Below are 18,949 nucleotides of genomic sequence, written 5' to 3'. Positions count from 1 at the left end.
ACTAAAGACGGAACAATACGTCCCAAAGAATATAATTTAGATATCTTTATTGCTCGTAATAACGACGCATTCTATCAAAGTCCGCATTATACAATTCATCTAGAAGATAAGCCTTAAATAATCCTGGACCTTCGCAGCGTTCACGAGCAAGCATTCCACAAAGAGTAAAATATTCTACGCCTAATCGTGTAGCTTCAAAAGAATCATCTATTACCGATCTAAATGCAGCAAGCACCCCAGTTAAAGAGCAACCCATTCCCGTAACGCGAGACATTAATGGATCTCCGAGCTCTATAGTTGCACTACGATTCCCATCAGTAATAAAATCTACAGCACCAGTAACAGCAACAGCACAACCACATAAACATTCGTTAGCTAAAGCGATTGCCATATTTTTAGCATCATGGGTAGTATTAATAGAATCCAAACCGCGTGTTTTTGTAGGAACATCTCCAAAAGAGAGAATTTCACTAGCATTTCCCCGAACAATCGTAGCATGGGTAAGCAAATGATGAGAAACTTCTGTTCTAATTTTTGTAGCTCCTGAACCTGCAGGATCAAAAATTACAGGCTTATTTTGTCTTAAAGCAATATCTACCGCTCTGTAAGACCTCTGAATAAATAGATGATCTAGAGTTCCAATATTAAGATAAACAACCGAACTTAATCCTATTAACTCTTCTAATTCTAAATCGGATACACTCATAATAGGTGAAGCTCCGATAGCTAGAAAGCAATTCGCAAGAAAATCCATGGAAACGTAATTCGTAATACTCAAAATTACAGGTTTTTCCTTTCCTATGCTCTGCAATGCTTCATTCATTCGTTCTAACATCTAAGTCCCCTATCAACAATTTCTCTTAGTGTTTTTGTTACTAAACCCGGATTTTGCGCAGAATGAAATACTCCAATAGCAGCAATACCTGCAGCACCAGCTTCCACGACTTCAGCAGCGTTACTTTCATCGATACCACCAATAGCAACTATAGGGTGTTCACATAGAGAAGCAGCCTGTTCTAAACCAGAAAATCCCCAAAGATTGGTAGCATCGGGCTTATTCTGAGTTGCAAACATCGCGCTTAAGCACAAATAATCAATCGGTAAAGTATTGGCATTGAGAAGCTGATCAAGAGTATTTACGTTCCACCCTATAATCTTATCAGGACCTAGAAGCTCTCTAGCCTCTATAACATCTCCATCTGTTTGCCCTAAATGAACGCCTGAAGCATCCAAATCTAAACATACAGATACGCTATCACTGATAATTAAAGGAATTTCCAAAGGATCTAGGATCGACTTTAACGCTTCTCCAAAACTTAAAATTTCCCTATGTGAAAGCTTTTTTTCACGAAGTTGAACAGAAGTCACACCAGACTGTACACAAACAGCTATAAAATCGAGATATTCCTCAACTGGGGTGTTCTGTCTATTCGTGACTAGAATGAGTTTGAAAAAGTCTTCTTCCAAAGGTTTCCTCCCTACATATGCACACGTTTACGCAAGAGAGAAGAGGTTAAAATATCCTTAAAGAAAACCCTTAAGAACAGAAATGAACGCAACTCCCTTCGCAAGTATTAACTCGAGCAGGTTCTAAGAACTTTTTTCATCTAAACAGCAAAGATTCACATGTTTAGAGGTTCCAGAGAATTAAAAAGTTAGGATAGGTTAAAGCAAATATCCTTGATATACAAGAATAAAAAATACAAAAGGATATTTCTCAACTTTTATTTTCAATTACATAGATTGATGGGGTGAGGAAGAATAAATTGCTAGAAATTGACGGAGAGAGAGGGATTCGAACCCTCGGTACGCGTTAACGCACACACGCTTTCCAAGCGTGCTCCTTAAGCCACTCGGACACCTCTCCACTAGCCAAATAAGGATATTCTTTCGAAAAACTTGATCTGAAGATATCCCAATAGATCCATTTTTATCAAGATTCGTCTGAATACAAAGGATTTTTAAAAAATCTACAAAGCTATTTTGAATTCATTCTTTATTAAAATTGTGGGTCAATAGGATAATGGCTGAATTCATCAATCTATTTAGATCATGCGTAGAATATTCATCCTTCTTTTGTTCCTCTTTTGTTGTTCACATACTTTTGCAAACTCTAAAACAGAACAAAAACATGTCCTTGTTAGTATAGTTCCTTATAAGTTTCTAGTTGAACAGATAGCAGAGGACACTTGTGAGGTATGCTCTATAGTTACTAATAACTATGATCCTCACACCTATGAATTGTCTCCCCGACATATGGAAAAATTTCTTCGTGCGCAACTTTGGTTTCGTATGGGAGAAAATTTTGAAAAGTCCTGTGAGAAAAATGTTTCTTGTCCTCAAGTAGATCTTAATAAAAACATTCAAGTAATTCCTGGATATACAGGATGTGCTCATCATTTTCATAGTTTTGATACCCATACATGGTTAAGTCCTAAAAATTTGAAAATACAGGTAGCGACTATTATAGAAGCCCTGTGCTTCTATTTCCCGGAACACTCTGCGTTATATCAAAGTAATGGAGAAAAATTACTTAAGACGCTTGAAACCCTAGATATAGAAATTCAAGAAATCACAGCCTCTGCTAAGCAGCGTCATATTTTAGTCGCACACGGAGCCTTCGGCTATTTCTGTAGAGATTACAATTTTTTCCAACATACTGTGGAAAAAAGCAATCACGCTGATCCCTCTCCGAAAGATGTTGTCCGTGCTGCTCAAAGTATTCGTGAACATGGGATTTCATCTATGATTTTACTCCGTCATGCAGGCAAGCGCAGTAGCGCTATGCTCGCTGAACGCTTCCATATGGATACAGTAAATTTAGATCCCTATGAAGAAAACGTTATAAATAATTTGAAAACTATAGCAACAACTCTTGCTAATTTATGACAGTACAAATATTCGTTAAGGATCTTTCCTTCCGCTATGGACCAAAAAGCTCTTGGATCATTAATAATGTGTCTTTCATGATTCATGAGGGAGATTTTGTCGGTATTATAGGTCCTAACGGTGGCGGAAAAACAACTTTAGCTATGCTCATGCTAGGTTTATTAAAACCTACTCTAGGAACTCTAGAAACATTTTCTACATGTAGAAAAGAATCCGAATTAACTATCGGATGGGTTCCGCAACACTTCTCCTATGACTTTTCCTTTCCCATTTCTGTGAAAGAAGTTGTTCTATCAGGAAGGCTTTCTTTTCTCCGCTGGCATGGGAAATATTCTAAATACGATCATGAATCTGCTGAGCAAGCTTTAAAGACTGTAGATCTTTTACATCATAAGGATACCTGCTTTTCCCATCTATCTGGGGGACAGATACAGCGAGTACTACTCGCTAGAGCCCTGGCATCTCATCCTAAATTACTCATCCTTGATGAACCTACAGCAAATATCGATCCTGAAAATCAACAACGCATCCTACAGATTCTCACAGAACTTAACGCCCGATGCACGATTCTTATGATCACACATGATTTGCATCATACAACTAGTCACTTCAATAAAGTATTTTATATGAGCAGAACTCTAACAACATTGACCAATACACCAACGATATCTCAAGAGTTTTGCTGCGATTCCTTCGAAAAAAAGGCTGATCTATGATTTCTTTTTTTGATCATATCCTTCCCGCGCTACTCTTCCCGTCTCTACTTGCAGCTTTAGGAGCCTCTATTGCTGGGGGAGTTGTAGGAACCTACATCGTAGTCAAACGTATCGTTTCTATTAGCGGAAGTATCTCCCATTCTATTTTAGGAGGAATTGGTCTTACCTTATGGATTCAATATCGACTGAATCTTGAATTTTCTCCTATGTACGGGGCTATAGTTGGAGCAATAATCCTAGCAATCTGTATTGGGAAAATTCATCTCAAGTATCAAGAAAGAGAGGATGCCCTCATTGCTATGATTTGGTCTGTAGGGATGGCAATCGGGATTATTTTTATATCCCAACTCCCTGCTTTTAATTCAGAGCTAGTGAATTTTCTTTTTGGAAATATTCTTTGGGTAACTACTCATGATCTCTACAGTTTGGGAATATTAGATGTGGTTGTTCTTACAACCGTAGCGCTCTGTCATACGAGATTCCTTGCATTATGTTTCGATGAAAAATACATGATGCTCAGTCGCTACTCTGTACAGACATGGTATTTCCTTTTACTAATTTTAACAGCAATTACGATCGTTATGCTGATTTACATCATGGGTGTTATTTTAATGTTAAGCATGCTTGTTTTGCCTATATCGATCGCGTGTAGGTTTTCCTATAGAATGGTCAACATTATGATTGTTTCCGTTCTCTTAAACATTCTATGCTCATTTTTCGGAATTGCCCTTGCCTATGCCCTAGATTTCCCTGCAGGACCAACGATCGCTATTTTGATGGGTATTGCTTATACATTAAGTCTATTTGTAAAAAGACTATTCAGTAGATCCACACCTTCCCCAGTAAGTCCAGATAACATCACAAATTTTTCAAAAGGAAAGAGTCTCTGAAAATTCTCTAGGCGTTCCTGTCTCTCATCAGGAAGAAGATCATCGATTTTATTTAAAGCGATGATCCTGCCTTTATCAGCAAGATCTTCTTTATAATGTAAAAGTTCGTCCATAAGAATACGTAGATCTTCTTCGGGAGAGGATCTCTCGCATCCACAAATATCGATAACAAATAATAACAATCTAGTGCGTTCAATATGCCTTAGAAAATCTAATCCCAAACCACGATTTTGATGAGCACCCTCTATGATTCCGGGAATATCTGCGATAATCCATGGTTTCTGATACAATCTTTCCTGACAGGGAACTAGCCCTAACACAGGCTGAAGTGTAGTAAATGGGTAGGCGCCCACCTTTACTTCTGTTTTAGCAAGTGTATTAAATAACGTAGATTTACCAGCATTTGGGAAGCCTACAAGACCGATATCTGCGATGAGTTTTAACTCTAGCTCGACTTGGCGTACTTCTCCGGGTCTTCCTGGAGTGGCTTTTATAGGAGCACGATTGGTAGATGTCTTGAAGAAAGTATTTCCTTTTCCACCTTTGCCTCCACGACAAATAACTAAACGTTCTCCATCTTTGGCAAAATCATAAAGAATTTCTCGAGTCTCTACATCACGTAATAACGTTCCTTCAGGAACTACCAAAACCAAATCTTTCCCATTTCTTCCAGAACGATTATTAGTTGCTCCGGATTGTCCATCTTCAGCCTTTAAAAAACGTATATTCCTATAGGATTCAAAAGAGTATACATGCGTAGCTGATTCAATAACAATAGATCCACCAACACCGCCGTTACCTCCATAAGGACCACCTTTGGGTAGATATTTCTCCTTTCTCCAGGCTACGACACCGTTACCGCCTTTACCAGCACGTAACTCTATAGTAATTTGATCTAAAAACATTGTATACTTATCCCTAAATCGTAAACGCTGTTAAAACAGAAAAGCCCCGTTTTATGCGTGAGCAAAAAACAGAGCTTCCTAGATAATTGGTTTTTGAAGAGTCTTTTAAGACTTATTCTGGAAGAACAGAAATATATGTACGATCTGTCTTCTTAGTGACAACAATGCCATCTATTAAAGCAAATAAAGTATCGTCACGACCTCTACCTACGTTTTGTGAAGGATGCCACTTAGTGCCTCTTTGTCTTACAAGAATACTTCCTGTGGAAACTCTTTGTCCTGCGCCCACTTTCATACCGAGACGCTTTGACTCTGAATCGCGACCGTTACGGCTTGCTCCCTGACCTTTCTTATGTGCCATTTCAAAATCCTTTAGTTATCCACCAGTTGATTACATTACTAGATTACTAATTTTTACTCTAAGATAGTTCTGACGGTGACCAGTCTTACGATGATAATTTTTACGTCTTTTGTATTTATAGGCCGTTACTTTTTCTCCACGAACTCGAGAAAGCAACTGACCTTTTACTACAGCGTTCTTTACCGTAGGAGTCCCCAAAGAAACTTTAGATCCATCAAAAGTAAACAAGACTTGATCGAAAACAACTTCTTGCCCTTCGGAAATGCCGTCTAACAATTCGACGTCAATTACATCTCCTTCAGTAACCTGATATTGCTTGCTTCCGGTCTGAATTATCGCGTAAGACTTCATTAATTCTTTCCTTATGATTCTTTATTCTGTGCTTAGGACTCAATAAATTTGCTAAATACTTTAGCAAACCTTGAAATTATAAAAAATACAAAGTCCTTGATTTTAGTTTTCCAAGAAAAACTAGACACGTTGAACGTTAACCGAGTATGGCCGGAGCCGGGGTCGAACCGACGACACAAGGATCTTCAATCCTCTGCTCTACCAACTGAGCTATCCAGCCATTTCAGTAGGTTATCATAGGGAAATATTCGCTTTAAAGCAATGATATTTCTAAGAACACAAACTCTAATCAAAGAGTTTACGAAAAAAGCAGACCGGTACGTGTAGAACTACCATCTTGGGGATATTCAGGAAGAATTTGCTCTCTTCTAATTCTAGAAGAAATACTTTTACATGCCGTAAAAATAATTTTAAAAAATAAACAAAGAATTTTCAGCACTAAAGTAACAATCCCCAGCCCACAGAATTCCATCAATCCAGTGATTGTATAAGCAAGTATTTTTCTTTTACTTTCACCACGTAGATTAACAGACCATACGCTGAATAACTTAATTAATCCCATGATTGAACCAATCAAAGGAAGTGCTGCTAAAGCTGAATTTTTCAAAGCGTTAGACTTCATTAGATCCCAATCGCTAGAGATATCCCAAAGACCTTCATCATCTCTAGGAAATAACATTTGGCATTTTCTAGGAAAATTTCCTACTGCATTGTCAAAATCTTCGGTTGTTTGAAATCTAATCTGCATAGCTATAATTAAAAATTACAATCTTATTAGTCATTTTATATTAAAAATAAATTATTTTCTAACTTTTTAGATAAAATAAAATAATATTTTTCATCCAATTAAGCTTTCATATAGAAGAATTTTCATGTGTATAGGTGCGTGAATTCTGATTATTTTGTATATTTTCTCATGAGATTCTCAAACTGTGGTAAAATCCAACCTATGACGATTTATACCCTAATTACAGAGCAATGATCTCAAAATAAGGAATATTAAAACGGTACAATAAATATGAACGCAGAAAAAGACTCTCCTTTGCCTAAACCGCAATGGATTTATCGTGTAGGAATCGGGCAAGATAGCCATCGTTTCCTTTCCGAAAGTTCTGCAAAGCCCTGCATTTTAGCCGGGGTAATCTTTGAAAATAGTCCTGGTTTCCAAGCAAATTCCGATGGTGATATTGTCTTCCACGCTATTTGCAACGCTATCTCATCTGTAACTCATAGAATCATACTAGGAGAAGTTGCCGATGAGCTTTTCCATACTCGTGGTATTACCGATAGTAGTGTGTATTTATCTGAAGCTATGAAATCCTTAAAATCGAACCAAATGATTTCTCATATAGCTATTACTATTGAAGGAAATCGTCCTAAATTTCTCCCAAAACTCTCTGCTATGAGGCAAAGCATTGCCTCCGCTTTAAACATTCCTTTAGGATCTGTAGGTATTACTGCAACATCTGGGGAAGGGTTGAGTGATTTTGGCTGTGGTGATGGTGTACAATGTTTTTGCGTACTCACAGTTATGGAATATTGTAATTAATAGACATCGATAACATAACGACGCTCTTCCTTCAATTGGGAGAGCTTATCTTTCCCTAGGATATCTTCTAGAGCCTTTTTAACTTCACTCCCCAAGACTTTACTTCCACAAACAAAGAAATACGCTCCCTCCTCATAGGCTTTCAAGACTGTGTCCGCCTCTTTTCTGAGTAGATCTTGCACATAGATCTTTTCATCTCTATCACGAGAAAAAGCTAAAAAAAGCTTCAACAGTTGGTTGTCAATAGCTTGTTGCCAAAAATCCTGATAATAAAAATTGGCTTTTTCAAATCGTTCTCCAAAAAAGAGTAAATTCATTCCTGGATCTTTATTATAAATACGCTGCTGTAAGAAACCTTTATACGGAGCAATTCCTGTCCCTGAGCCAATCATGACAATGGGCTTATTATGAACGTGATTTCCAATGGTAAAATGCTTGGTAGGCTGTACATATGCATAACAGCTCTCATCTAGCTCTAATTCCTCACATAAAAAGAAAGAACATACTCCATGACGCTGCTCGTACTCTCCAGGATAACTTACAAGCCTAACCAAAAGTTCTATCTTTTTTTTCTGGGGATGTGGAGCAGAGGCTATCGAATAAAAGCGGGGTAGCAAAGGTAAGACACTGTGTACAAATAGCTCTATAGGGATATTAGGTTTGTATTTTTGAATAGCATCATAAAAATTTATAGGATCTTGTGCATCAGGGAAAAAGGGCCTAAGCTTCGCTGGAATTTTATCTACATTTGCGTGGCTTCTTAAGAAATCATAGAAAGTAACGTGAGAGGATTCTCGAGTCTGTACTAGTTGTTTTGGAGAATAACTTAAACATTCGAGAATCTTCTCAACAACACTTATAGGATTCTTTGGAAACACGGCCAAAGAATCCCCTACCTTATAGGTTAGATTAGAATCTGTTGTACTGAAAAACAATTGATAGACACGGCCTGCATCAAAAGAAGCGATGGTAGAATCGCAACAAGAAATGAGCTCTCGCGAGAGAAGAGAAACCCTCTGAGCCTTAAATTTCTCTAATAAATGCATGGCCTAGCCAAATTAACTTATGCAGCCTTGATTTTAATATCAACCCCTGCTGGAAGAGCTAACATTTTTAGAGCATCTATAGTTTTTCCTGTAGGATCCAGGATATCTATTAAACGCTTGTGCGTACGAATTTCAAACTGCTCCCTAGACTTCTTGTCTACGTGAGGAGAACGCAATACAGTGTATACTTCCCTCTTTGTAGGCAAAGGAATAGGACCTGCTACACGAGCGCCTGTTCTTTTAGCAGTCTCAACAATATCTGCGGTTGATCGATCTAGCTGCCCTTGATCGAATCCTTTCAGACGAATACGAATTTTCTGTTTTTGCTGCTTCATATATTCCTTACTTCTTAACAATCTCTTCTTGAATTTTTTGAGGAACCTTAGCAAAGAAGGCGGGTTCCATTGTTGATGTTGCTCTTCCGGAAGTCAAAGATCTTAAAGATGTTGTGTATCCAAACATTTCACTTAAAGGAACCTCGGCATTCACTTGTGCCATACCTCGTGAAGATTCTTGACCTAAGATTTTTCCACGACGACGATTCAAATCACCTATAACATCTCCTAAATGATCCTCAGGAGTCGTTACCGCGACTTTCATAATAGGTTCTAGAATCACCGGAGTAGCTTTTCTACAAGCTTCTTTCACAGCCATTGAACCGCATATTTTAAATGCCATCTCACTAGAATCCACTTCGTGATATGATCCAAACACAATGTTTACTTTAACATCTACTAAACCATAACCGGCAAGAACACCTGTATTTAAGCCTTCTTCTACGCCTTTCATAACCGCTGGGATATATTCTCTAGGAATAACTCCGCCAACAATTTTGCTGACAACTTCGTTGCCTTTTCCTGGTTCATTAGGTTCAATCTCGAGGCAAACGTGAGCATATTGTCCACGACCACCAGACTGTTTCACATATTTCGTTTCGCTCTTGCCATTCTTGGTAATTGTTTCTTTATAAGAAACTTGAGGTTTACCAACATTAGCTTCCACTTTAAATTCGCGAATCATACGATCGCGAAGAATATCTAAATGTAGCTCGCCCATTCCAGAGATAATTGTTTGTCCAGTCTCTTCATTTGAAGTAACACGGAAAGTAGGATCTTCTTCTGAAAGCGCACTCAATGCTTGAGCTAATTTCTCTCTATCTCCCTTAGATTTCGGCTCAATAGCCATATCAATCACAGGTTCAGGAATTTCAATACGCTCGAGAACAATTTCCTGATTATCGTCGCAAAGTGTATCCCCTGTAACTGAATATTTTAAACCTACGCAAGCACCAATATCTCCAACAGTAAATTCGTCTCTATCGGTTCTTTCATTAGCATGCATCTCTAATAAACGAGAAATCCGCTCTTTTTTATCCTTAGTAGAATTAAGAATTGCTGAACCTTTTTTAAGAGTTCCTGAATAGATACGGATAAAGGTGATACGACCAACATAAGGGTCTGTCATAATTTTGAACGCAAGAGCAGCTAGAGGCCCATCTTTCCTAGGCTCTAAACAAACTTCTTCGTTGTTCTTTAGATTAATTCCATGGATTACACCGCGATCTTTAGGTGAAGGTAACCATCTCACGATAACATTGAGAAGCTGTTGAACACCTTTGTTTTTAAATGCGGTTCCACACAATACAGGGTTAATCTTATTTTCAATAACCCCTTTGCGCATCGTGTCATGGATTTCTTCTTCAGTAATAGAATCTGGATCTTCGAGAACTTTCATCATGAAAGCTTCGTTACTTTCATCTACTGTAGCAAGTTCTTCAAGAAGTGCATACCGGAGCTCCGCACATCTCTCTTTAAGTTCTTCAGGAATTTCACGTTCTTCCCATTTAGCGCCTAAAGTTTCATCTAAGAAATATAGAGCCTTCTGCGAAATCAGATCCACCATTCCAACAAATTGGCTTTCAGCACCAATAGGACAGTGTACGGGGATGGCATTAGCGCCAAGTTTTTCTTTCATGGATTCTACGGCTGCAAAGTAATCTGCACCCATACGATCCATTTTATTTACGAAAGCTATTCGAGGGACACCGTACTTATTCGCTTGTCTCCATACAGTCTCGGATTGAGGCTCAACTCCAGACACTGCATCAAATACAGCTACAGCACCATCTAAAACACGAAGAGATCTTTCAACTTCAATAGTGAAGTCTACGTGTCCAGGAGTATCAATAATATTGATTTTACAATCCTGCCAGAAAACAGTCGTTGCAGCAGAGGTGATCGTAATGCCTCTTTCTTGCTCCTGTTCCATCCAGTCCATGGTGGCCCCGCCTTCATGAACCTCACCAATTTTATGAGTTCTTCCAGCGTAATAAAGAATTCTTTCCGTAGTTGTCGTTTTTCCCGCATCGATATGTGCCATGATACCGATGTTTCTAATTTTGCTTAAATCGAATTCCTGATCACTCATGAACTTGTTATGCCTCTTACAAACCGAGATTAAATATTACTTTACCACTTATAATGAGCAAATGCTTTGTTCGCTTCAGCCATACGGTGGGTATCTTCACGTTTCTTAATAGTGGCTCCCTGCTTATTGAAACAATCAATGAGCTCGGTTGCTAATCCCATTTCCATAGATTTTCCAGGCTTCGCTCTGGCGTTTTTTATAATCCATTGCATAGCCAAACAATCTCTTCGTCCTGCGGCAACTTCTACAGGAACTTGATATGTAGCTCCACCAACACGACGAGAACGAACTTCAAGTAAAGGCTTTGCATTTTCCAAGGCTTCTTCAAAAGCTTCTAGAACATTCTCTGCCCCTATTTTCTTAGAAAATCTTTCTAAAGCAGAATAAACAATCTTTCTAGCGATACTTTTCTTTCCATGCATCATAACTTTATTAATGAACCTTTCTAGGGTTACACTTCCATAGATAGGATCTGCTGGAATTACTTTCTTCTCAGCGGCATGTCGTCTTGACATATAAATTAACCTCTAACTTCTCATTCCTAAATAAAGAATAGTCCTACTTAGGACGCTTTGCTCCGTATCGAGAACGGCTTTGTTTTCTATTTTTGACAGCAGCACAGTCTAGAGCTCCGCGAACAATATGATAACGAACACCGGGCAAATCTTTAACCCTACCACCTTGAACCAAAACGATGCTATGCTCTTGCAAATTATGCCCTTCACCACCAATATAGGCGATAACTTCTTGGCCGTTAGACAAGCGCACCCAGGCAACTTTACGTAAAGCTGAGTTCGGCTTTTTAGGAGTCTTTGTCTTCACTTGTAGGCATACGCCACGTCTCTGTGGGCATTTCTGCAAGGCTGGAGATTTCTTTCTAGACGCGCTAGATTGACGCTTTTTACGTATTAATTGATTAATGGTTGGCATGTATCCTTCTCAATTCAACCTAACTACTATAAGGGGGAAAATATAGAGTAAGGATCCCTTTGTTTGCAAGGGCTTATTTTTAGATGCGAATCGGTATATAATCATCTGATATTCAAAAAAATCATTCTACTATGAAAAACTTATTTTTCAGTTTTAGAATTGAAAAAACGACTCTCACCTTCACAGGAGAAGAAATTAGGCATTATCAATCAAAAGATCAGTAGAGTGGAAACAATAATCTACTACATTATTGTTAATATAACCAAAAAGAAATCCCAAAACTATTTGCTGGAGATCTTGTTTTGAACAATAAGCTGCTTCTTTCCCATTTTGAATAAAATAAATACGGGATCCATCTTCGGATACATTTTGTATAAATATCATAGGGATGACCCGAGAAAGCAAGCGCCTTGCTATAGTTGGATGCGAAATGCCCGTTAAAGCTTCTGTTGAACTCTCAGACAAAAAAAGAACGTCTATATAGGGCAACAATGACCAAATTCGATCCCTAAACTGACAAGCAATGCGTGAATTATTGAGATCGAGCATAATTTTCTGCGCCTGGTTTCCAGTCTTTTTTAAAAAACTTTCTATACAGTAGCCGGAAATGAACAATTCACTATCAATCAGAGTATAGCCTCCATCGGGAGATAGACACAGTTCTGTTGAACATTCAGGAACGTTTTGAAAAAAATAACATAAGGTATCTTCTTGATTCGGACACCGCAAGACTAGCCGAAATTGATCTAATTCATTAAATGCGGGGCCATACTCAGTCTGCTTTAGATAATTAAAGTAGGGATTCCCGTTACGTAAACTCGTGATACCCAAATTTGCTAACTGATCTTCTGTAAGACTTAGAGGTTCCTTCCTCGTCACTCGGATAGGGTCTTCTGGAAAAGCTCCTTTATACATAAAAAAAATTTTTTTTACATCAGACGCACTTAGAGTTTGTATCTCTCCAATTTTCAAGTTGCAACTTTCAATAAATTCTCCATGAACATCGAGGACGACGTCAATAAAAGGACTACCGAGTATGGTAAGAGATTTAGGTGCTATCCAAGGAAAATTTTCAGAATATGCGTAAGAAAAATCTCCGGGAATTAAAAAAGAAGCTATCAATGCGAAAAAGTAAAGATAATGCATAGTCTCAAAAACAATCTAAGCAATATTAGATTTAAAACTTTTATTTTAAGTGTTTTCTTATGTCATTTTTTTTATAATATTTATTCTTTAAGTCGAAGGAAACCCATGACTACGGAAATTCCAGTCAGTTCTTTACGTCTAGATTGTCAACAACAAGTCTACGCTTCTTCGCGTAATGTTGTGATGATCGCGATGGCTGCCGTATTTTTGATTCTTGCTTTGATTTTTTCTGGTTTAAGTTTCCTTCCCCAAGCAACACTACCTTTTTCAGGAGCCTACTTTGTTATCGGCTCCTTCTTAGTTTTCATTGCAGCCGGAATATTATTGATCAACACACTTTGTGATGTGTGCAGCAGATTACGTCCTTTCGATGTGCTATCTTAGAAAAAATATTTTTTTTTACCAACTTGTTTATTCTAAATAGTTTTTTTTTGAGATTAAAAATCTTCGCTCAAGCGTGAGGATTTTGTGTCGATGTTACGAATATCCATGATCAACAAAGATATTTGTAATGATAAAAATACTACGTCTTTGCGCTCTTGTTCTAACATGCTTACCCAGTTTCTCTTTTGCTTCTGAATTACTACATGAAGAAGACATTCGAAAAACTGTCGATAAGTTAATTGAATATCATGTCGATGTTCAAGATATCTCTTCCGATATCCTCATGCGTTCATTAATAGGATACTCCCAAGCATTCGACCCTCACAAAGCTTATCTTACAGAACAAGAAGTAAGTAATTTTATCCAATCTACAGATATCAAAAAGCGTCTGTTGAAAAATTATAAAACGAATAATTTTTCAGTATATCAGAATTTAAATCGTGTAGTTAAAGATAGTATTATTCGAGCACGTCAGTGGCGAACTGAATGGTTATCTGATCCTGAGACGTTAGTTAAAGAAGCTTCTACACATGTACTTATTAAAAAACCTAAGCATTGGGCACAGTCTACCCAAGAAGTAAAAGAAAGACAGCGTTCTTTACTCCTCTCCTACATTTCTGTGTATCTATCAGATAGTTCTAAAGATAGATATCAGGGCAAGGAAGCCCCTTTAACTAAACTCTGTGTACGCCAACTCGAAGCATATGAGAACTCTTATTTAGGTTTGAATGATTACGGGAACCCCATGTCACCTCAAGAGGAATCCCATCACTTCCATGTTCGTGTAGTCAAGGCTATGGCTCACAGTTTGGATGCTCATACAACATACTTTAGTAAAGATGAAGCCCTTGCTATGCGTATTCAATTAGAAAAAGGCATGTGCGGAATTGGTGTAATCTTAAAAGAAGATATTGATGGGGTTATTGTAAAAGAGATCATTCCTGGAGGGCCTGCGGATAAAGCTGGAGACCTGCATATTGATGATGTGATTTATCGTGTTGACGGCAAAAGCATAGAAAATCTTCCCTTTAGAGCTGTATTAGACTGCCTTAGAGGATCCCAAGGCTCTGAAGTCATCTTAGATGTACATAGCCAAGATCAAAACCGCACGGTGAAATTAAAACGTGAAAAGATCAGTTTAGATGATCGTCGTGTGGATGTTTCTTATGAGTCTTATGGCAATGGGGTTATTGGGAAAATCACCCTGCATTCTTTTTATGAAGGAGAAAATCAAATCTCTAGTGAACAAGATCTAAAACGTGCGATTCAAAGTCTACAAGATAAGAATCTCCTAGGGTTAGTTTTAGATATCCGAGAAAATACGGGAGGTTTTCTTTCACAGGCCATTAAAGTTTCAGGATTATTTATGACTAATGGAGTCGTCGTTGTATCCCGCTATGCAGATGGCAGTATCAAACGTTACCGCACGGTGTCTCCTAAGAAATTCTATGATGGTCCTTTAACCATTCTTGTTTCGAAAAGCTCCGCATCTGCTGCGGAAATTGTTGCTCAAACGCTTCAGGATTATGGCGTAGCTATAATTGTTGGTGACGAACAGACCTATGGGAAAGGGACAATCCAACATCAAACAATTACCGCAGATTCTGATAAAGAGGGATTCTTCAAAGTTACTGTAGGAAAATACTATTCTCCTTCTGGGAAATCTACGCAACTTCAGGGTGTACGCTCTGATATCCATATCGCTTCGCGCTATTTTGAAGAACCTTTAGGAGAACGTTATCTAGAACATCCCCTACCTGCGGATAGTTGTGATAATGTGATGAATGATAATTTAGGAGATCTGGATTCCCATATGCGTCCATGGTTTCAAAAGTACTATACTCCAAACTTACAGAAAGAAGAGACTGTATGGAGAGAGATACTTCCTCAGTTAACTGCGAATAGTAAACAACGACTAAGTGAAAATAAAAACTACAAGATCTTTTTAGATGAACTAAAAGATCCCTCAGAGGCAATTCGACCTTTTGGAAGCAATGATTTACAGATGGAAGAATCTGTGAATATTTTAAAAGATATGATTCTTTTAAGAGAGCGTAAGTCTCCCATTCCTTTAGGAGGCTAAATGCCTCCTAATATCTCAAAATATTATAAAGTTAATGACTATTCCGTTTTAACTATGATCCAGATGTATCAGATGTAATGTTTGTTTCAGAACTTTCCATAGTGAAAATCTTATTTGAATTGTTCATTTCCCCATCATCTAAAATATCTTCAGTTGTTGCTAAAAGACGTTTGCATAAACGCCATTTTTCTGGAGTACAAGGCTGTTCCATAAACACTGAAGTGGCTAGAAGTTTAATCAAACCGATAACCGCAGGGATTAAGAATAAGAAGGCATTTTTGCCAAGCTGACCTTGCAGTACAAAAGTTAAAGCCAAACCAGCAACAAGTAGGATAATTCCAAGTACGATCATTGTAATTTGGAATGCTCTTGATTTTACAATTTTTGATGTTTTTATTGGATCAACTATATGTACTTTGCACCATCCCAATATAGAATTAATCAAAGTTACCTGTACTTTGTCGTCTTTTATTACACCCTCTAATCCTGGCCTGATTAGATCGACTGTGTTCACATTATTTGTTACACCCGTTGCCATGTTAAACTCCTTCTCTAAACACGTAAGACGAAAAAGTTTAACCAACTCTGGCATTAATTAAAATTTTTAATTGAATTTTTTTTAGATTTTTATGAAGATGAGCCTCCAAGAAATTCCAAAGATTTTCAAGAAGCTTAAAACAAAAAAACCGCCCTAGAAATAATCTAGGACGGCTTTTTCGTTTAAAAACTTTTAAAGAAATTTAAAAGATTAATAAACGTGTGTGTTTTCCGTATCTGCTACAGGGACTGTCAAAGTATCTGAAGAAAGAATAGCTTCTCCGCGAGCATCTCCAGGAGCAACCCCTTTCAATGTTACAGAAAACTCTACAGATTCTTTAGAGCCTAGTTTAGGTAAAGCATCAAATACTACTGTATTACCTGTAATGGTTCCTTTTGTTGGACCTGAAGAAGAAACTGGTTGTAATTCCTTAGAAAACTTAAGAATTAATGAAACGTTAGTATCCTCTGCAGAACCACGGTTAGTTACACAAATACGGTATACAGTATTTTCACCTACGCAAATAGGATCATTAGTATCGATTACGCACATATGAGTAGCTGCGAGACCTTTCCAATGAGTTGTAACTTCTGCGCAAGAAGTGCATGATCCACAATCAGAGTTTGTTCTTACTGAAACTTGATTTGTGAATTTGCCTGGATTTTGAGCTTTAGCAACAATTTTAAACTGAAGAGTTTCTCCTGGGCACATTTCTTTAATGCACCATACAGCTTTGTTACAGCAAATTTCAGCTCCAGCAGCTTCTAAAATCGTAGCTCCTGATGGTGTCGTATCTTCTATAACAACATCGTAAAGTTTAAGATCACCTGGGTTAGATACAACAATTGTGTATTCTACAGGCTTACATACGTAAGACCAGTCAGCTCCGGAGATATTTACTTGTACACAAGGCTCGTTAATAACAGTAGTTACATTGGCAGAACATTTATGTCCTCCGCAATAAGATACAGTAGCAACGTTAGTAACTTTTCCTCTTTTTTGAGGACAAAATTCTACAGTGAATGATTTAAAATCACCAGGACGCATATCTCCTAAGTTAAAGGAAAGAACACGTTGTCCTGAAGCGTGAGTATAACCATCGGGTACAGGGTTATCAACCACAACACCGCGAGCTACAGCAGAACCTGTGTTGCAAACTTCGATTTTGTAACAAACTGGGCAACGTAAGCAAGCGCAATCAGGGCCTTCTTGCTTAATGCAAATAGCAGGTTGTCCGCATTTGGTATAAGAGCGAAGCTCTGGGCAAGCACATACAGTAGCAGCTGTGAAGCAGCAACCTTCTTTAAGAGGTTTTACCCAAACGGTAATTTTGCATTTCTCACCTTGACTCAAGCGATCAATTGTCCAAATTAATTTGCTATCGGAAGTAGGTGTTGTAACAGGATCACTGCTTACGAATTCAACTTCACAAGGAAGTTGTTGAGTGATAACAACATTAACGCAATCTTTTTTACCTACAGCAAGAATTTCAATAGGATAAGGAGATCCTACTGTTGCATATTCAGGTACAGCTTGGCTAATTTCAACGTTACAATCATCGTTAACACGTATACAATACATTTTGCCGTAGCAAGACTCTTGTTTTGTATCTACTGATGATTGGCATGAGCCATCTTGACAAGGATAAAATTCTTTATCACAGCAAGGGCTATTATTTTTTTGTTCTTGTTTTTGATTTTTATTACGGCCAAATCTAACTTTCTTGGCTGTTGTCTGCAAGATATTGTCATCTGAGTTGTCAGCACTGGCAATAAATCTTGTAGCAAGAGACTCTGCAGCAGCGGCCTCTATCTTCCCGCTGGCAAATGAACTCGCCATACTAGTTAGCGCGAGGACCGTAACTACTCGTCTGATGAGTTTGGACATAGGGATCTCCTATCGCGTGTGTTATTTTTTCTTCTGCCATCGGGTAGAAAGTTACGAACTCTTACCCTCAACATTTAAGTTTATTTTCATAAAGGCAGTTAGCAGGGAAATAATTTACCTCCTAACTACCTAACTAATTTAAGTAAATAGTTAAGAACCATTACTTATTATTTGCATCTACCGTCTGGAGATGTACAACCTTTAGCTTGAGGTCCTTGAACTCCTGAATTGCATTCAGAGCCACAAGGCTTCGAGCAAGAAGGTGTGTAGGTACCACAAGGACTGCATGCGTTGTCTTTCTTGTTGAAAGCGTTGCAAGGATTGCAGGACTTAGGTGCACAAGGATCTTCAAAACAGCAATCTACGATACGGCAGCAGCTACTTAAGCCAACAACACCACAACATACTGCAGCTAGTAAAACAGCTTTCTTCATAAGTTTATAACTCCTTTCTAATTAGAAAACTTAACGCGCTTGATTTCTTATTAAAAAACCCTTTCAATTTTTAATAATTAATAAAGCACTTTCCCATGAACAATATTACAATAGAAAATAAAAATTTTATCAATTCTTTTTTCTATTTATATTTTTCTTAAACTAATTATTTTTCTGATAGTAAAAACCAAACTAGAATATTAACTAAAGTAAGTTTATTAAATAGAATTGTATTATAGAAGAAACTAGAAGAATATTATTATGAACAACTTATGTTCGCTACATTGATGGGCGAGAATTTTTTTATACATCTTAAGCCCCTGGCTATCACAAGATTGCATCTTTGTTGTAAAAACAATACTTTTAATTAATAGATAATAAAATAAATGTTGTTCTAACATTTAAACAAATAG

At 37.7% G+C, this 18,949-nt stretch carries 21 protein-coding genes and 2 tRNA genes; 6 read left to right on the top strand and 17 right to left on the bottom strand.

Annotation, left to right across the window (positions count from 1 at the left end; translation table 11 throughout):
• Positions 1 to 46: 46 nt before the first annotated feature.
• From thiM to C10C_RS01060, 3 genes are all read right to left on the bottom strand, one after another.
• Positions 47 to 835: a hydroxyethylthiazole kinase gene (thiM, locus tag C10C_RS01070; RefSeq protein ID WP_117273888.1), complete on the bottom strand. Its 789-nt coding sequence runs from the start codon at positions 833 to 835 to the stop codon at positions 47 to 49.
• The gene (gene thiE, locus C10C_RS01065; protein ID WP_117273887.1) at positions 829 to 1,467 is read right to left on the bottom strand and encodes a thiamine phosphate synthase; all 639 of its coding nucleotides are present in this window, start codon (positions 1,465 to 1,467) and stop codon (positions 829 to 831) included. Before thiE ends, thiM begins: the two co-directional genes overlap by 7 nt.
• A 313-nt stretch (positions 1,468 to 1,780) precedes the next feature.
• Positions 1,781 to 1,867: transfer RNA gene (locus C10C_RS01060), tRNA-Ser, on the bottom strand.
• A gap of 185 nt (positions 1,868 to 2,052) precedes the next feature.
• Here C10C_RS01060 and C10C_RS01055 point away from each other — a divergent pair.
• From C10C_RS01055 to C10C_RS01045, 3 genes are read left to right on the top strand one after another with little or no spacing between them, the layout of a single operon-like run.
• Positions 2,053 to 2,889, top strand: a complete 837-nt coding sequence (locus tag C10C_RS01055) for a metal ABC transporter solute-binding protein, Zn/Mn family (protein ID WP_117273886.1) — start codon at positions 2,053 to 2,055, stop codon at positions 2,887 to 2,889.
• Complete coding sequence (locus C10C_RS01050; protein WP_117273885.1) at positions 2,886 to 3,605, top strand: metal ABC transporter ATP-binding protein; 720 nt, start codon at positions 2,886 to 2,888, stop codon at positions 3,603 to 3,605. Before C10C_RS01055 ends, C10C_RS01050 begins: the two co-directional genes overlap by 4 nt.
• Positions 3,602 to 4,495, top strand: coding sequence for a metal ABC transporter permease (locus tag C10C_RS01045; RefSeq protein WP_117273884.1), 894 nt, complete (start codon positions 3,602 to 3,604; stop codon positions 4,493 to 4,495). Before C10C_RS01050 ends, C10C_RS01045 begins: the two co-directional genes overlap by 4 nt.
• Here the strand turns inward: C10C_RS01045 and obgE are convergent.
• The 5 genes from obgE to C10C_RS01020 all read right to left on the bottom strand — a co-directional run bounded on the left by obgE (position 4,393) and on the right by C10C_RS01020 (position 6,860).
• Positions 4,393 to 5,400, bottom strand: coding sequence for a GTPase ObgE (gene obgE / locus C10C_RS01040; protein WP_117273883.1), 1,008 nt, complete (start codon positions 5,398 to 5,400; stop codon positions 4,393 to 4,395). The two genes, C10C_RS01045 and obgE, sit on opposite strands and share 103 nt — an antisense overlap.
• Positions 5,401 to 5,512: 112 nt before the next feature.
• Positions 5,513 to 5,761, bottom strand: a complete 249-nt coding sequence (gene rpmA, locus C10C_RS01035; protein ID WP_117273882.1) for a 50S ribosomal protein L27 — start codon at positions 5,759 to 5,761, stop codon at positions 5,513 to 5,515.
• Positions 5,762 to 5,791: 30 nt separating this feature from the next.
• A complete protein-coding gene (gene rplU / locus C10C_RS01030) occupies positions 5,792 to 6,112 on the bottom strand; it encodes a 50S ribosomal protein L21 (RefSeq protein WP_117273881.1) in 321 nt (106 codons plus the stop codon).
• A gap of 147 nt (positions 6,113 to 6,259) precedes the next feature.
• Positions 6,260 to 6,332 (bottom strand) — tRNA-Phe (locus tag C10C_RS01025).
• A 78-nt stretch (positions 6,333 to 6,410) separates the two neighbouring features.
• Positions 6,411 to 6,860, bottom strand: a complete 450-nt coding sequence (locus tag C10C_RS01020) for a hypothetical protein (RefSeq protein WP_117273880.1) — start codon at positions 6,858 to 6,860, stop codon at positions 6,411 to 6,413.
• 270 nt (positions 6,861 to 7,130) lie between these two features.
• Between C10C_RS01020 and ispF the strand changes: the two genes are divergently transcribed.
• Positions 7,131 to 7,661, top strand: coding sequence for a 2-C-methyl-D-erythritol 2,4-cyclodiphosphate synthase (gene ispF, locus C10C_RS01015; RefSeq protein ID WP_117273879.1), 531 nt, complete (start codon positions 7,131 to 7,133; stop codon positions 7,659 to 7,661).
• Here the strand turns inward: ispF and C10C_RS01010 are convergent.
• The 6 genes from C10C_RS01010 to C10C_RS00985 form a co-directional block, all read right to left on the bottom strand.
• Positions 7,658 to 8,707, bottom strand: a complete 1,050-nt coding sequence (locus tag C10C_RS01010; protein ID WP_117273878.1) for a ferredoxin reductase domain-containing protein — start codon at positions 8,705 to 8,707, stop codon at positions 7,658 to 7,660. The genes ispF and C10C_RS01010 overlap by 4 nt on opposite strands.
• Positions 8,708 to 8,724: 17 nt before the next feature.
• A complete protein-coding gene (rpsJ, locus tag C10C_RS01005) occupies positions 8,725 to 9,042 on the bottom strand; it encodes a 30S ribosomal protein S10 (protein WP_006342871.1) in 318 nt (105 codons plus the stop codon).
• A 7-nt stretch (positions 9,043 to 9,049) separates the two neighbouring features.
• On the bottom strand, positions 9,050 to 11,134 hold the full coding sequence (gene fusA / locus C10C_RS01000; RefSeq protein ID WP_117273877.1) for an elongation factor G: 2,085 nt from the start codon (positions 11,132 to 11,134) through the stop codon (positions 9,050 to 9,052).
• A gap of 41 nt (positions 11,135 to 11,175) precedes the next feature.
• Positions 11,176 to 11,649, bottom strand: a complete 474-nt coding sequence (gene rpsG / locus C10C_RS00995; protein WP_117273876.1) for a 30S ribosomal protein S7 — start codon at positions 11,647 to 11,649, stop codon at positions 11,176 to 11,178.
• Positions 11,650 to 11,692: 43 nt separating this feature from the next.
• Positions 11,693 to 12,064: a 30S ribosomal protein S12 gene (gene rpsL / locus C10C_RS00990; RefSeq protein ID WP_006342868.1), complete on the bottom strand. Its 372-nt coding sequence runs from the start codon at positions 12,062 to 12,064 to the stop codon at positions 11,693 to 11,695.
• A 195-nt stretch (positions 12,065 to 12,259) separates the two neighbouring features.
• Complete coding sequence (locus C10C_RS00985; protein ID WP_117273875.1) at positions 12,260 to 13,210, bottom strand: carbohydrate kinase family protein; 951 nt, start codon at positions 13,208 to 13,210, stop codon at positions 12,260 to 12,262.
• A 105-nt stretch (positions 13,211 to 13,315) separates the two neighbouring features.
• On the opposite strand from C10C_RS00985, the gene C10C_RS00980 reads away from it, so the two are divergent.
• A complete protein-coding gene (locus tag C10C_RS00980) occupies positions 13,316 to 13,594 on the top strand; it encodes a hypothetical protein (RefSeq protein ID WP_117273874.1) in 279 nt (92 codons plus the stop codon).
• Positions 13,595 to 13,721: 127 nt separating this feature from the next.
• Positions 13,722 to 15,677 (top strand): tail-specific protease Tsp, encoded by a 1,956-nt coding sequence (gene tsp, locus C10C_RS00975; RefSeq protein ID WP_117273873.1) that lies wholly within the window; start codon positions 13,722 to 13,724, stop codon positions 15,675 to 15,677.
• A 52-nt stretch (positions 15,678 to 15,729) separates the two neighbouring features.
• Here the strand turns inward: tsp and C10C_RS00970 are convergent, their stop codons facing one another.
• The 3 genes from C10C_RS00970 to C10C_RS00960 form a co-directional block, all read right to left on the bottom strand.
• Positions 15,730 to 16,215, bottom strand: a complete 486-nt coding sequence (locus C10C_RS00970) for a cysteine-rich outer membrane protein (RefSeq protein WP_117273872.1) — start codon at positions 16,213 to 16,215, stop codon at positions 15,730 to 15,732.
• Between the two features lie 210 nt (positions 16,216 to 16,425).
• Positions 16,426 to 18,102 carry an outer membrane complex protein OmcB gene (omcB, locus tag C10C_RS00965; protein ID WP_117273871.1) on the bottom strand — a complete coding sequence of 559 codons (1,677 nt, stop codon included), beginning with the start codon at positions 18,100 to 18,102 and terminating at the stop codon, positions 16,426 to 16,428.
• 167 nt (positions 18,103 to 18,269) lie between these two features.
• Complete coding sequence (locus C10C_RS00960; RefSeq protein WP_117273870.1) at positions 18,270 to 18,536, bottom strand: small cysteine-rich outer membrane protein; 267 nt, start codon at positions 18,534 to 18,536, stop codon at positions 18,270 to 18,272.
• Positions 18,537 to 18,949: the final 413 nt, after the last annotated feature.

This window comes from Chlamydia poikilotherma (assembly GCF_900239975.1).
GTDB lineage: Bacteria > Chlamydiota > Chlamydiia > Chlamydiales > Chlamydiaceae > Chlamydia > Chlamydia poikilotherma.
This window is presented reverse-complemented; position numbering and strand designations above follow the sequence as displayed.

Coding starts and splice junctions, on each gene's coding strand:
- fusA (WP_117273877.1), bottom strand. CDS start 11,134: ATGAGTGATCAGGAATTCGATTTAAGCAAAATTAGAAACATCGGTATC.
- ispF (WP_117273879.1), top strand. CDS start 7,131: ATGAACGCAGAAAAAGACTCTCCTTTGCCTAAACCGCAATGGATTTAT.
- C10C_RS00960 (WP_117273870.1), bottom strand. CDS start 18,536: ATGAAGAAAGCTGTTTTACTAGCTGCAGTATGTTGTGGTGTTGTTGGC.
- tsp (WP_117273873.1), top strand. CDS start 13,722: ATGATAAAAATACTACGTCTTTGCGCTCTTGTTCTAACATGCTTACCC.
- C10C_RS00970 (WP_117273872.1), bottom strand. CDS start 16,215: ATGGCAACGGGTGTAACAAATAATGTGAACACAGTCGATCTAATCAGG.
- C10C_RS01010 (WP_117273878.1), bottom strand. CDS start 8,707: ATGCATTTATTAGAGAAATTTAAGGCTCAGAGGGTTTCTCTTCTCTCG.
- rpsL (WP_006342868.1), bottom strand. CDS start 12,064: ATGCCAACCATTAATCAATTAATACGTAAAAAGCGTCAATCTAGCGCG.
- rplU (WP_117273881.1), bottom strand. CDS start 6,112: ATGAAGTCTTACGCGATAATTCAGACCGGAAGCAAGCAATATCAGGTT.
- obgE (WP_117273883.1), bottom strand. CDS start 5,400: ATGTTTTTAGATCAAATTACTATAGAGTTACGTGCTGGTAAAGGCGGT.
- C10C_RS00980 (WP_117273874.1), top strand. CDS start 13,316: ATGACTACGGAAATTCCAGTCAGTTCTTTACGTCTAGATTGTCAACAA.
- C10C_RS01020 (WP_117273880.1), bottom strand. CDS start 6,860: ATGCAGATTAGATTTCAAACAACCGAAGATTTTGACAATGCAGTAGGA.
- thiM (WP_117273888.1), bottom strand. CDS start 835: ATGTTAGAACGAATGAATGAAGCATTGCAGAGCATAGGAAAGGAAAAA.
- C10C_RS00985 (WP_117273875.1), bottom strand. CDS start 13,210: ATGCATTATCTTTACTTTTTCGCATTGATAGCTTCTTTTTTAATTCCC.
- C10C_RS01045 (WP_117273884.1), top strand. CDS start 3,602: ATGATTTCTTTTTTTGATCATATCCTTCCCGCGCTACTCTTCCCGTCT.
- omcB (WP_117273871.1), bottom strand. CDS start 18,102: ATGTCCAAACTCATCAGACGAGTAGTTACGGTCCTCGCGCTAACTAGT.
- rpmA (WP_117273882.1), bottom strand. CDS start 5,761: ATGGCACATAAGAAAGGTCAGGGAGCAAGCCGTAACGGTCGCGATTCA.
- C10C_RS01050 (WP_117273885.1), top strand. CDS start 2,886: ATGACAGTACAAATATTCGTTAAGGATCTTTCCTTCCGCTATGGACCA.
- rpsJ (WP_006342871.1), bottom strand. CDS start 9,042: ATGAAGCAGCAAAAACAGAAAATTCGTATTCGTCTGAAAGGATTCGAT.
- rpsG (WP_117273876.1), bottom strand. CDS start 11,649: ATGTCAAGACGACATGCCGCTGAGAAGAAAGTAATTCCAGCAGATCCT.
- C10C_RS01055 (WP_117273886.1), top strand. CDS start 2,053: ATGCGTAGAATATTCATCCTTCTTTTGTTCCTCTTTTGTTGTTCACAT.